10 protein-coding genes and 1 tRNA gene are annotated in these 13,217 nt (G+C 63.4%); 4 read left to right on the top strand and 7 right to left on the bottom strand.

Features of this window, described 5'->3' with window-relative positions; all coding sequences use genetic code 11:
- Positions 1-105 precede the first annotated feature (105 nt).
- Positions 106-534, bottom strand: a complete 429-nt coding sequence (locus tag B586_RS18335) for a MerR family transcriptional regulator (protein WP_236971326.1) — start codon at positions 532-534, stop codon at positions 106-108.
- A 338-nt stretch (positions 535-872) separates the two neighbouring features.
- Here B586_RS18335 and B586_RS21505 point away from each other — a divergent pair, with 338 nt between their 5' ends.
- Positions 873-1,214: a hypothetical protein gene (locus B586_RS21505; RefSeq protein WP_168162488.1), complete on the top strand. Its 342-nt coding sequence runs from the start codon at positions 873-875 to the stop codon at positions 1,212-1,214.
- A gap of 29 nt (positions 1,215-1,243) precedes the next feature.
- Here B586_RS21505 and B586_RS18325 read toward each other — a convergent pair whose 3' ends face one another.
- Positions 1,244-2,446 carry a PPE family protein gene (locus B586_RS18325; protein ID WP_054879193.1) on the bottom strand — a complete coding sequence of 401 codons (1,203 nt, stop codon included), beginning with the start codon at positions 2,444-2,446 and terminating at the stop codon, positions 1,244-1,246.
- Between the two features lie 581 nt (positions 2,447-3,027).
- On the opposite strand from B586_RS18325, the gene B586_RS18320 reads away from it, so the two are divergent.
- Both B586_RS18320 and B586_RS18315 read left to right on the top strand, forming a co-directional pair.
- A complete protein-coding gene (locus tag B586_RS18320) occupies positions 3,028-4,401 on the top strand; it encodes a cytochrome P450 (RefSeq protein ID WP_082607693.1) in 1,374 nt (457 codons plus the stop codon).
- Between the two features lie 424 nt (positions 4,402-4,825).
- On the top strand, positions 4,826-5,200 hold the full coding sequence (locus tag B586_RS18315) for a VOC family protein (RefSeq protein ID WP_047316239.1): 375 nt from the start codon (positions 4,826-4,828) through the stop codon (positions 5,198-5,200).
- A gap of 63 nt (positions 5,201-5,263) precedes the next feature.
- Here B586_RS18315 and B586_RS18310 read toward each other — a convergent pair whose 3' ends face one another.
- Complete coding sequence (locus tag B586_RS18310; RefSeq protein ID WP_054879194.1) at positions 5,264-7,165, bottom strand: neutral ceramidase; 1,902 nt, start codon at positions 7,163-7,165, stop codon at positions 5,264-5,266.
- Between the two features lie 150 nt (positions 7,166-7,315).
- Here B586_RS18310 and B586_RS18305 point away from each other — a divergent pair, with 150 nt between their 5' ends.
- Positions 7,316-8,008: an SDR family oxidoreductase gene (locus B586_RS18305; RefSeq protein ID WP_054879195.1), complete on the top strand. Its 693-nt coding sequence runs from the start codon at positions 7,316-7,318 to the stop codon at positions 8,006-8,008.
- 145 nt (positions 8,009-8,153) lie between these two features.
- On the opposite strand, the gene B586_RS18300 is transcribed toward B586_RS18305, so the two are convergent.
- The 4 genes from B586_RS18300 to ponA2 all read right to left on the bottom strand — a co-directional run bounded on the left by B586_RS18300 (position 8,154) and on the right by ponA2 (position 12,919).
- Positions 8,154-8,227, bottom strand: a tRNA-Pro gene (locus B586_RS18300).
- A 70-nt stretch (positions 8,228-8,297) separates the two neighbouring features.
- On the bottom strand, positions 8,298-9,413 hold the full coding sequence (cds1, locus tag B586_RS18295; protein ID WP_047316656.1) for an L-cysteine desulfhydrase Cds1: 1,116 nt from the start codon (positions 9,411-9,413) through the stop codon (positions 8,298-8,300).
- Complete coding sequence (locus B586_RS18290; protein ID WP_054879196.1) at positions 9,410-10,432, bottom strand: metallophosphoesterase; 1,023 nt, start codon at positions 10,430-10,432, stop codon at positions 9,410-9,412. Before B586_RS18290 ends, cds1 begins: the two co-directional genes overlap by 4 nt.
- A gap of 66 nt (positions 10,433-10,498) precedes the next feature.
- Positions 10,499-12,919 (bottom strand): transglycosylase/D,D-transpeptidase PonA2, encoded by a 2,421-nt coding sequence (gene ponA2, locus B586_RS18285; RefSeq protein WP_054879197.1) that lies wholly within the window; start codon positions 12,917-12,919, stop codon positions 10,499-10,501.
- Positions 12,920-13,217 lie beyond the last annotated feature (298 nt).

Raw genomic sequence — 13,217 nt, 5'->3', positions numbered from 1 at the left:
TACCGGGTCGTCGAAGAGTCGTTGTGGCGTAACGGATGTGCACAACTAACCGTCCGCCATCGAGCGGCTCAACACGCCGGATCGTCTTAGTCGCGATCCAGCCGGTCAACTCGGGTACGGTTCCGCCGGTTTGGAGAGGTCTTCAAGCACAACGCAGTCGGCGCCAGATCCACCGCGGCAGAACGTGTCCGAGGTTTCGATCAACCCAGCGATACGGTGCTCGAGCGCGCGCAGGTCCAGCAATTTCTCGCGCACTGCTCCAAGATGGGCCTCCGCTATGTCACGGGCCTCCTTGCAGGAACGGTCGTTGTCCTGATTCAGCGTTGCCAGGGTTCGGATCTGCTCAATCGAAAATCCGAAGTCGCGACAGCGCCGGACGAATGTCAGTCGCCGCACGTCATCTTCGCCATAGCGGCGCTGGCAGCCTACCCGGTGCGGGTGAGGTAGCAGGCCGATCTCCTCGTAGTAGCGGATGGCAGGTGCGGTCGTGCCGGCCGCCCGGGCGAGGTCACTGGTGCGTGAAGATCGCTGCAACCGTACTGATGGCCGGCGAGATGCGGACATTTCGCCTCGAGCAACTAACACCGAGGCATGGGAGTGGCTGTACGCGTGAGCGCGACCAAGCAGGGCACTACCTGGCCGCGTTAGCCACGCCGCTGCGCGCGTTGGCATTGCCGGCCACCCTTCGACCCCTCGCCATGCTGCCAGGTACACTCGCGGCCAGCGGCTCGAGAGCCAGGGCCGGAACAACAGCAATTTGAATAGTGCAGAAACAGTATCTCTGGGATATAGTTGCTGCGAAGCGTTCCCCAATGCGGTGGCATCGGTGAAGGCGGCGGCGCAACACCGGGTGCTTCTCCTGCACTTTCCTGTTGGCGGATATTAGCCGTTCGAATGGCGTTGTCTGGCAACCTATCTCGCTGGGAGTGATGATGGTTTATACCGGAAACAGCCTCGTCGACCCCGCGCCTGCCGCACCCGGCCGCACCAATGAATCCATCGAGAGCGGTGTCAGCGTGCCCGGTGTGATAGCGGCGGCGAGCTGGGCGGCCGGCCTGCTAGTGGGTCTTTTTGCGCTGGCAACCGGACATGCCGTGGTCGCGACCGTGGCCCTGGTGCTGGCCATAGTGGCGCCTTGGGTTGGGCTGGCCCGGGTGCAGCATGCCCGTCGTCGGGACAACCACGCGAAACTGTCCGACGCCGGCGGGCTGTGACTCGCGGCGCGGGCCGCACGTGACCGTGGTCATCCTCCGGCGAGGGGGCGTGACATTACGGTGACTTTTACCCCGTATCGGGGCACCACGCCGCCGCGCCCCGTCCCCGACGATGGCGTCCCGGGCAGTCCGGGCATCCCGGTCGCCGCAGTGTCGCCGGTATCCAGAGTGGTCAGCGGGGTGGCCTGAAATGTCTTGACATTAGTGACCGTCGCCGGTGCGCTCCACGAGGCCGGCACAGACATCTGTCCGATCGAACCCGCGTTGCGGTACGACGCGGACACCTCGCCCAGCCGTGCGCGCAATCCAGCGCCGGCCATCGCACGGTCGATGGAGTTCACCGAGGCAACTATTGGGTCCAGTCCTTCGGCCAGGGATTCTCCCGCCGCGGGCGCAGTGGTGCCAATAAGGCCCAAATTGTTCTCGGCGCCGATGAATCCGGTGCCCATCGAGAAGATGTTTTGGGTCGCAGAGATTGTTGCGTAAACAGCCAATATGCCATCAAGCATCGTGAAGTCATCAGCGAGGAAACTCGGAAAAGGTATTGCGTTAATGGCCTCGCCTGCCGCGATGAATATGGGCGACAACTCAGGGGCAATAGGTATGAGAAATGTTCCGATCTCTACCAGGAGGTTGCCCAGCCAGTTGCCATCGTCAGCGGCGGCCCGAGCGACCGCAGCGCTTTGCGCGAGCAGACCCTCGGGGTTGGCGTCTTGCTGCGGAGACGTGAACGGCGGCAACGTCGCCGAGGCGGCCGCTGAGGCGGCGGCGTAGTCGGTCATCGCGGCGCTGTCCTGGGCCCACATCTCCTGGTAGGCGAGCTCCGTGCTCGCGATCGCCGCGGTGTTCTGGCCGAAAAGGTTCGTCGCTATCAGCAAGACCAGCTGGGCGCGATTGGTCGCGATCACCACCGGGGGCACCGTCATTGCGAATGCATTCTCAAATGCTGTCGCTGCCGCCATGGCCTGGATGGCTGTTTGCTTTGCCTGGGCGGCGGTGGTGGCCAGCCACTGCGTGTAGGGGATGGCCGCAGCCGCCATCGCCGCCGACGAGGCACCTCGCCACTGCATGCTGGTCAGGCGCGACACCACCGACTCGTAGGTCTCGGCCATGGAGTGCAAATCAGCAGACAGTCCCTCCCAGATCGCCGCGGAGGCCCGCATCGAACCCGACCCCGGGCCGGCGTACATCCGGGCGGAGTTCACCTCCGGCGGCAACATCGTGAAACTCATCGAAGTGCTCCATCTCATGGTTGTGCAGGCAGTGGTGGGCCTCGTGGCCGCATTGCGTTCAGCGTCGATATCGCACCGGCAGCTGTGCAGCCGAGAAGGTCAGGAGATCCGTAGCCCCCGTTGCCCGATCAGCCGCTGACGGCGCCTGTGCCTAAAATCAACTGCTGCGCCCTAATCAGGGTCAGCGGTCGTGTCGCGACGCCGCTACCACCGCGCTCATCGCCGCCTACCTTGGCGAAGCCACTGCAACGTCACTAACGATCTTTGGTTCTTCTCCTCCCGAGGCGGTTCACGGGTCAAGTTACGAACCGACTGCGCAGCCGCGCGCGGCAATGTAACTCAAGGACATTATATCCTATAGGATATAATGTCCTTGAACGACTATTGATTGATGCAGTAACAAAGGCTACCGGATATTTTTGCCTCGTGCGACTCGGTTGAGCCATCGGCTCATGGGCGATGGATTGCCGGAAGTAGGGTTGGCGTTCGCTGATCCGACGTAAGCGGAATGTCGTTGCCTTGACCCGTCAGAAACGCCGTGTTTCGCTGTGATTAGAAACGGGTCATTTCTCGTTACTTTGATGGGAGCCGTTGGCGTGACATCATCCGCACTTCGGCGGAAGAGCGCACCGGATTGGTTGCCCTGCCCACCGGGCCTACCCGCCCCGCGCCTGTTTCGTCCGGCGTTTGCCGCAGCGTATGCGGTCGCCTATCTGGTGGGCGGCGAACGCCGGATGCTGCGGTTGATACGTCGGTACGGACCGATCATGACGATGCCCATCCTCAGCCTAGGCAAGGTGGCGATCGTGTCAGACCCGGAGCTGGCTAAGGAGGTTTTCACCGCGCCGGCAGATGTTCTGCGTGGGGGAGAAGGCGTGGGACCCGCGGCGGCGATTTACGGGTCCGGTTCGATGTTTGTGCAGGAGGAGCCAGAACATCTGCGGCGGCGCAAACTCTTGACGCCTGCGCTGCACGGTGCTGCGCTGCGCAGTTATATGCCGATCATGGAGAACTCCGCCCGCGCGGCTATGCGCAGCTGGCCCGTTGATCGTCCGTTCGAGATGTTGCAGGCAGCGCGGTCGCTGATGCTGGACGTGATCGTCAGGGTCATCTTTGGAGTTGATGATCCCGACGAGGTGCGACGAGTGGGCCGGCCATTCGAACGTCTCTTGAATCTGGGTGTTTCGGAGCAATTGACTGTCCGCTACGCGCTACGTCGCCTCGGTGCGTTGCGGGTATGGCCTCAGCGGGACCATGCCAACAGGGAGATCGACGACGTCGTCATGCCGCTCATCGCTCGGCGGAGACGCGATCCGCGACTGAATGAGCAAGTCGACATTCTGGCGTTGCTCCTGTGCGCTCGTGGAGACGACGGAGAACGGTTGACAGACAGCGAAATTCGAGACGATCTGATCACCCTGATGCTGGCCGGTCACGAAACCACCGCGACCACGTTGGCATGGGCGTTCGATCTTCTGTTGCACCATCCCGATGCGCTCCGACGCGTGCAATCCGAAGCCGTAAATGGTGACGAGGCCTTTACGACTGCGGTGATCAACGAGACTCTGCGGATACGTCCACCCGCGCCCTTCACGGCCCGTGTTGCTGCGCAGCCGTTTCCCATTGGCGGCTACTGTGTCGATGCCGGCACGCGAATTGTCATCCATATCATCGCTATTAACCGCAACTCCGATACCTATCAGCAGCCAAACGAGTTCCGTCCCGAGCGGTTCCTTGGCATCCGACCGCAAACCTATGCGTGGGTTCCGTTCGGCGGCGGCCTCAAACGCTGTCTGGGCGCGAGCTTTTCCATGCGGGAGTTGATCACCGTGCTGCATGTGTTGCTGCGCGGCGGCGAATTTATCGCTGTCAACGAAAAGCCCGAGAAGATCGTGCGCCGCTCCATCATGCTTGCACCCCGCTGCGGCACCATGGTGCAGTTCCGTCCGCTTTAGAGGTAGTTGCGAACCAAGTTGGAAACCGCCACCGCGGTCTTTCGATTGCTACGGGTCGTTCCCCTGCCCCGCTACCGCCGATTGAACAGCCGGCGGTCAATGGGGCCGGCGATGTTGGGGCTGGTCCCACAGTTACCCACCACCACAGGCCCGAGTGCTCCTAGGTCGCAGCGCCGGGGCTTCAGCGTGATGAAACAGTATCTGCAGCAACTACATTGACACTGAGATATCTCAGACGAGGAGTCTTCATATCGTCGGCGGAATTGTGTGCGATGGAATGCCGTCGATGATGAAAACGATGATGGGACCCGGGATGATGGGGTCCCACTAAGTCATCAAGCCGGGTAGGGCAACCGACGGCGGTTTCTTGGCGGTTTTCTTAATCTGCCAGCGAGCCAGCGACGTGTAGGGAACAATCCAGAGCATGTTCGGGGGGCTGCATCACGTACAGCTGGCGATGCCTGCGGGCCAAGAAGACCGTGCACGGCATTTTTTCATCGACGTTCTCGGGATGACCGAGATCGCTAAACCTTCAGTTCTCGCCGAGCGTGGTGGCGCCTGGTTTCGGGCCGGTGACCTCGAACTTCATCTTGGCGTCGAGTCCGAGTTCCGGCCAGCCCGCAAAGCGCACCCAGGCATCCTCGTCAGTGACATCGATGCGCTGGCTCGGCGAATCGCGGCCTCCGGCCATCAAGTGCAATGGGACGACGACTTTCCCGGTCTTCGGCGTTTCTGCGCCGCAGACCCGTTCGACAACCGGTTGGAGTTCCTCCAACCGGTTCCAGGGCTGATCGCTTGACTCTCAACGTGATCGGAGATTTGCGACGGTGGGCTCCGTGGCCGGGGCCCTTGGGCGCCGCCCTCAGGAAACCGTGAATTCGCGAGTCCTGCCGGTGAATGCCTGCCGCCTGCCATCGCGGTTGCGTGCGGTCCCGTGATGGACGATGCGATATTGCCCGGGCGTGGCCGCGCTGGGAATCTCCCAGCGGATGGTGACGCGCGACCCGGCCCGTCCTTGTCGCTGCCACCGAAAACTCGTTGACCAATCACCATCGTCAGCGATTCGCACCCAACTTGCGCCCACCTGACGGATCACTTCGAGGTAGGTGCCGTTGCGCCGTAAATCGTTATTCGGTAGCGCGCTGACGAACACGGCTTCTACCACCTCGCCGGCTCGGTAGGTCGCCGACGGCTCAGCGATGACGGTGCCAAAACGACCGTTATCGGCTGGGGCGTCGCGCACCCAGCTCAGTGGTTGATGGGGTGGCGGCCGGTCGCCGGGTAACGTCGGACGGCCGTCTCGCATTGCCTCGGCTAGTCCGGCCACGGTTTGCATGAGAGCGGGCAGCTCCCATCGGCCAAACAGTGTGCTGCCGCCCTCGTAGCGTTGTTCAAGATACTCTTCAGGTGTTGTCACGTAATGGATGTAGGCGTTGCTGTAGCCCACGCAGAGCACGTCGGCAAGTTTGGCGCCCACAATTGAAGCGACGGTGCGACGAAGCCGAAGCCCCGCGACAATGGTCGGTTCGCCGGGGATGCCAATCAAATAGAGCCGACCGATCCGCATGAGGTGAACAGGAACGACCTCCTGGACAAAGGGATGCATCCGGTTCAGCAGGCGGGCGGGTATCACGATGCCCTTCGGGGCATGTACCGCCCGTACTGATGTAGCCAACCGGTAGATAGCGTTAGATATCCTGTCCCAGAACGGGTTTCGTCCTTGATAGAAGCCGCCGAACCCGGCGCCGTCATCGGTACCCGCGATGGTGGCGGCGGCAATCATTGGGCGCCCGGTACGGTGCGGTTGGCGGTCGGGGGTGTATTCGCCCTGCGCGAGAACACAACTGAGATCGACGTAGGTGAACCGCGCATCAACACCTGTGCCGATGGGTGCCGCGCTGCCCAACTGCTTGACGGCATCCTCGAACTGGCGTAACCCCACCCGGCGCGTGCCCTCTATCCCATGGTCCGGGCTGGCGGCGGAAGTGCTGGCCCCATCGACGCGCGGGCTCATGTCGCCGGGGTTGGTCTGTGCGAAGGCCGCGATGAAGTCGGGCTGACCGGCGAGGTAATCCCCGCCACCGACGCTGCGCTCCCAATGGTAGGCGGCGAAGCCTTTGTTGTCTCCGGAGATGAGGCGGTTGCGGTTGGTCATACTCGTGCCGTGGGTGGCGAAGAAATGGATAGCGCCCACCGGGCGGTCGCCCCTTTCGATACCGACCAGCGTGGTGTGCGGATCGATGCGGTGTGGGAAGAAGGCCCTATCGGTTGCGGGGTTGCGGTCGAACGACGATGGCGAACGGTTGATGCTCGCGTTGTGCAGCTCCCCGTGCGACAGCGTCACCGTGGCGGGTGCCATGTCGCGGTGCGCATGTCCCACCGATTCGACGATTCCGTCAACGATCGCGGCGAATGTCACCGGCCTAAAGCCGCTCGTCGTCAGGTTGTACAGCAGCTGTCCGCAGTACCCGCCGGGCCCGGAGTGGGTATGCGTCGTCGTGATCAGCGTGTTCTGCTCCGAGTAGGCGCCGCCATACAGATCGGCCAACTGGCGCAGCACCTCGTCAGTCACGCTTTGCATGGGCAGCGGTAGGTCGGCAACAACCAGCAGTAACCGGGCATGTCCGTCGTCGAAAATGAACGCCCGGGACCGAAGTCGAAAGTGGATACCGGCGGTGCGCTGATCGGACTTGCCGTAGCCGAGCATGCCGCAGTCCGCTGACTCACCGGTGATGTCGGCGATACCGCGGCCCACATTGAACATGGCCTAGCCTATCCAGCCGCGAAAGTGCAGTTGCCGACCTATTCCTTCCTGTGGGCGTCGCCAGTTGCACTCTCGCGATTCAAGCGGCTCTCTGCGTATGATCGGAGCCAGCCTCCAGCGTCTCGGCAACGATTCCGACAGGAGGAAACCGTGAAGATCGTCGTGATTGGTGGCACTGGGGTCCTCGGGGCGCACGTGGTCGACAAATTGCGCGACCACGGCGACGAGGCGGTGGCAGCGTCGCCCAGGACTGGAGTCAACACACTTACCGGGGCAGGTCTTGCTGACGCGCTGACTGGAGCCGACGTGGTCGTTGATGTCTCTAACTCGCCCTCATTCGACGACGGACCGGTGATGGAGTTTTTCACCAAATCGACGGCTAATTTGGTGGCTGCCGCGACGGTAGCTGGCGTCGGACACTACGTCGCGGTGTCAATCGTTGGTGCCGACCAATTACCCAAAAGCGGCTACCTGCGGGCGAAGCTCGCCCAAGAGAAGCTCATCGAAGAATCCGGGATTCCCTACTCGATCGTGCGCGCCACCCAGTTCGCAGAATTCACCGATGCGATCACAGCGTCGCTCACGGTCGGCGATGAAGTACGGGTACCGGACGCGCTGATCCAGCCCATCGCTGCCGCAGAACTCGCGGCCGAGGTCGCCCGCGTGGCAGCAGGCGAACCACTGAGCGGCATCGAGAATGTCGGAGGGCCGAGGAAGATCTCGTTCGAGCAGATGGCTCAGGAAGTCTTGGACCGGCAAGGCGAAGCCAAGACCGTCGTCGTCGACCCCGAAGCGGCTTACTTCGGGACGCCGCTGTCGATGAACAGCCTGGTCACCGCATAGGCGTGTCCGGCTTGCGCCGGCCGAGCTAGCGGTCATGGACGCGACGAGGCAGTCACGTTCACCGACGGTTAGCTAAATGAGGCCGTCGATGGCAACGATCGGCCGGGAAAGCTACCCAGGTACGCCTGCTACCAGGATCTTTGGGTCGGGGTGGCGGGATTTGAACCCACGGCCTCTTCGTCCCGAACGAAGCGCGCTACCAAGCTGCGCCACACCCCGCTTGAAGCCACGACAGCCTATCGCACCGGCCGCCCGACTGGCCAAATCCCGGTGCCCTGGGCAGTGCGAGTCAGCTCCAACGGCACGAGCGTTCGAACTCCACCAGCGCCTCAGCAGGCCCGTTGAGATCGAGTCCCTGGGCGCTGACCCAGTCGTCGTTGAAGTAGGTGTCAACGTAGCGGTCGCCACTGTCGGCGAGCAGAGTGACCACCGAACCGCTGCGGCCTGCGGCCACCATCTCGGCGAGCAGGCCGAACGCTCCCCACAGGTTGGTACCCGTCGACGGGCCCACCCGGCGCCCGAGCACGGCGCTGGCGTGGCGGGCGGCGGCGATCGACGCCGCGTCGGGAACCGCGACCATGCGGTCGACCACCCCGGGCAGGAATGATGGCTCGACTCGCGGCCGTCCAATGCCCTCGATGCGGGACGACGCGGGCATGACGATGTCGTATCGGGCTTCGGCGTAGGCGGGAAAGAACGCGGAATTCTCCGGGTCGACAACACACAATCGGGTCTGGTGTCGCCGATAGCGGATGTAGCGGCCGATCGTCGCGCTGGTTCCGCCAGTGCCCGCGCCGACCACAATCCATTCCGGGATGGGGTGCTGCTCTTCGCGCATTTGCATGTAGATCGACTCGGCGATGTTGTTGTTGCCGCGCCAGTCGGTCGCACGCTCGGCGTTGGTGAACTGGTCCAGATAGTGCCCGCCGGTCTGCTGCGCGACACGCTGAGCCTCGGCGTAGACCTCGCTTGAGTTCTTCACGAAATGGCAACGGCCGCCTTGTGATTCGATGAGCGCCACCTTGGAGGCGCTGGTCGCCTCCGGCATCACGGCGATGAACGGCAGACCTAGCAACGCCGCGAAGTAGGCTTCGGAGACCGCCGTTGAACCCGACGACGCCTCCACCACCGTGGTGCCGTCGTTGATCCACCCGTTGCACAGCGCATAGAGGAACAACGAGCGTGCCAGCCGGTGTTTGAGGCTGCCGGTGATGTGGGTCGTTTCGTCTTTGAGGTACAGCTCGACCTGGACACCGAGGCCATCGGTGCACCAGGCCGACGGCAGCGGGTACCGCAGCAAGTGGGTGTCAGCGCTGCGCCGGGCGTCGGCCTCGATCAGCCGGATTGCGTTGTCGGCCCAGTTTCGTGGCAGGCTGCGGACCACGATCTCGGTGCGCCCGTTCAACGCACTGCAGCCGTTGGTTGCGAACGGCCCAGATTCCTCCTGGACTCTCGACCGCCCATCGGGGCGGCGATCAACGTCAGCAGGGTGGCTTCGGGTCGGCAGCAGAATCGCACCGGCGCAAACGGTGAGGTGCCTATCCCCGCGGAGACATGCAACCGCATATCCGCACCCCAGCGTGATATCCCCTTCGCCCGAGACCGGTCCAGGCCGCAGTTGGTTACCAGGGCTCCGTAGAACGGCAGGCACAATTGGCCACCGTGCGTGTGGCCGGCCATCACCAGCTGATAGCCGTCGGCGGCGAAGCGGTCCAGCACCCGCGGTTCCGGCGAATGGGTCAACCCCAGCCGCAGGTTCGCGGCCGGGCTGGCTGGGCCCGCGATAGTGTCGTACCGGTCCCGGCCGACGTGCGGGTCGTCCACGCCTGCGGCGGCAATGTGCAGTCCAGCCACCTCGAACTCGCGGCGGGTGTGGGTCAGGTCGAGCCAGCCACGTTCGGTGAACGCCGCCCGCAGATCCTGCCACGGCAACGGTTCACCACGGACCCGGTGCCTCGGGTTGGTCAGGTAGTTCACCGGGTTCTTTAGGCGTGGCCCGAAGTAGTCATTGCTGCCGAACACAAAGACACCCGGGCGGGACAACAGATCACCCAGGGTTTGGATGACCGCGGGTACCGCCCTGGGATGCGCCAAGTTGTCACCGGTGTTGACCACCAGGTCGGGCTCCCAGGTGGCCAGGTCGCGGAGCCAGGCTTGTTTGCGGCGCTGGTGGGGCAGCATATGCATATCGCTGATATGCAGCACTCGCAGCGGCGTGGAGCCCGGTGTTAAGACCGGGATGGTCAGCTCACGCAGGACGAACGCGTTGCGCTCGACGATCGAGGCATAACCGATCCCTGCGGCGGTGGAGCCGAGCACAACGGCGCCGGTGCGGATCAGGATGGGCCACGCCCGGCGACCGCTAACTTTCGAGCGGGCCGCAGGACCGGTGCTAAACGGGGTAGTCGGGCGCGCGTCAGCCATGCAGGCAGCCTACTGCCGGTCGCGGACCGACAACGCAATTCCGGTGGTACATCGCCTTTTGAGGGTCTACGGGGGCGGCGGGGGCGCTAGTAACGGAATGGTGATCGGCGGCAGGCCAGGAATCTCGATGACCTGCGATCCGACTGGGGGCGGCATCGGCGGGCCGCCCTCCGGCGGCGGTGGCGGAGCCGGCGGGATGCCGTTGCTGGTTTGAATTGTGATGATCGAACCCGGAATTGTTTGGCCGCTGGGTGTGGTGCCGACCACCTCGCCGAGCTTGGCGTTGCTGTTGACCGAGGTGGGTTGATCGGCAACCTGGAAACCCGCCCCCTTCAGGCGCTGACGCGCCGCGTCCAGATCCAGTCCGGCCACGCTGGGCACCCGTGAACCGGGAGAGCCGTCGACGTAGCGCGGATCCGTCGGTGGCAAGCGCACCTCACCGAAGTTGGTGGCGATCGGCTTCATTGCGGTGAACCAGGTGCGGGCAGGCTCGTTACCGCCGTATAAGTCACCGTCACTGCAGTGGCGCAGCGGACCGGAGCACAGATCCGTTGGCGAGGTGGAGTCATCGTAGATGTAGTTGGCCGCCGCATAGTGGTTGGTGAAGCCCACGAAGCCGGCGGACCGGTGGGCTTCTGTGGTGCCGGTCTTGCCTGACATTGGCAGGTCCCAGCCCGCTGCCCCGGCCGAACCCGCCGCGGTGCCGCTGCCCACTGCATCTTTACTCATCGCGTTGGCCAACGTGTTGGCCAAACCCTCAGGCACCACCCGATCGCAGGTCTCAGTAGTAACCGCAACTTCGTTGCCGTTGCGGTCGAACAACTTGCCGATGGGGTTCGGCGGGCACCACACCCCACCGGATGCCAGCGTCGCCGCGACATTCGATAGCTCCAGCGCGTTGACCTCGATCGGTCCCAAGGTGAACGAACCGATGTTCTGCCGTTTGACGAAGTCCGCCAGGCTCTCGTTGCTGTCCGGGTTGTAGTCGCGGGCGGTGCCGGGGTTTGCATAGGACCGCAAGCCGAGTTTGATCGCCATGTCCACCGTGCGCGTCACCCCGACCTGCTGGATCAGCTTGGCGAACGCGGTGTTGGGCGAGGTGGCCAGCGCGTCGGTGACGTTCATCGACCCTCGGTAGTTACCGGCGTTGATCACGCACCAGGTTTCCTTGGGGCACCCTTTGGCTCCGCCGCTTCCCATCCCTTTGGCCTGGAACCGGCCCGGGACCTCGAGGGTGGCGTTGATGCCCATACCCATGTCCAGCGCGGCGGCTGCGGTGAAGATCTTGAAGACGGACCCGGCGCCGTCGCCGACCAAGGAGAACGGCTGCGGTCGCATGGTTTCGCCGGCATCGGTGTCCAGCCCGTACTTGCGGTTGCTGGCCATCGCAACCACGCGATGGGAATCCTTGCCCGGCGTGATGACGCTCATCACGCTGGAGATGCCCGCCAGGTTTGGGCTGGCGAACTTGTCGATGGCCGCCTTGACCGGGGCCTGCACGTCTGGGTCAAGCGTGGTGCGGATCAGGTAGCCGCCCTTGGCCAGCTGATCCTTGCTGATCCCGGCACGTGACAAATACTCCTGGACATAGTCGCAGAAGAATGCCCGGTCGCCTGCCGCGATGCAGCCCCGAGGCAGCTCGTTGGGCTGCGGCAATATCCCCAGTGGCTCGGCCTTGGCGGCGCGCAACGCGTCGGCATCGTGCGGCAGATTTTCAATCATGGTGTCCAGCACCACGTTTCGCCGGGCCAACGCACCTTCGGGGTTAGTGTACGGGTTGAGCGTGCTGGTCGACTGCACCATGCCCGCCAGCAGTGCCGCCTGTTGCCAATTCAGGTCGGACGCATTGACGCCGAAGTAGGTCTGCGCCGCATCTTGCACGCCGAACGAGTTGTTGCCGAACGACACCAGGTTCAAGTAGCGGGTCAGGATCTCGGGTTTGGTAAACGTCTTGTCCAGCGTGAGCGCCATCCGGATCTCGCGCAGCTTGCGCGCCGGGGTGGTTTCGACGGCCGCACGCTTTTCGGCGTCGGTCTGGGCGGTAACCAGCAGCTGGTAGTTCTTCACGTACTGCTGCTCGATCGTCGAACCGCCGCGAGTGTCCACGTCGCCGGACGCGTAGCCGGCCAGCCCGGTCAGGGTGCCCTTCCAGTCCACACCGCTGTGGTCGGCAAAACGCTTGTCCTCGATGGAAACGATGGCCAGCTTCATGGTGTTGGCGATCTTGTCGGTGGGTACCTCGAATCGGCGTTGCGAGTACAGCCACGCGATCGTGTTTCCCTTCGCGTCGACCATTGTCGATACCGCGGGCACCTCGCCCTCGAGAAGTTGGGCCGATCCGTTGGCGACCACTTCTGAGGCGCGATTAGACATCAGCCCCAGTCCGCCGGCCAACGGGAACATCATTGCGGTGGCGACGACGCCGGCCAACAGGCAACACCCCGCAAGCTTGAGGACCGTGAGGACGGCTGGGGGGCGCTCCGACATGCGTACTACACTAACCACCCCCAGTTGTGGCGACACGCGGTGAAGCCGCATAGAAATTTGAGCGGCCGGTGATCAGCGGCTTTATCGAGGCCCGCACCGAAGTTTTCGCTCGCGTCACTGGTCAGCCCCCTAAACGGGCCCGCAATGTTACTTCAATGTCCCAGGATCAGGGCGGGACGGCACGCGCGTCCCAAAAAAACCGTTATCAGACTGTTGCGCAATTGGCGGCTGACCACCTAACTTAGACACACAGTGAGATGTAGATAACAGCAATGAGGATGGTGTGGCGTAGATCGCA

Origin of the sequence: Mycobacterium haemophilum DSM 44634, from assembly GCF_000340435.2 — a bacterium.
Taxonomy (GTDB): Bacteria; Actinomycetota; Actinomycetes; order Mycobacteriales; family Mycobacteriaceae; genus Mycobacterium; species Mycobacterium haemophilum.
Note: the sequence above shows the minus strand (reverse complement) of the source record. Positions and strands in the feature narration are given on the sequence as shown.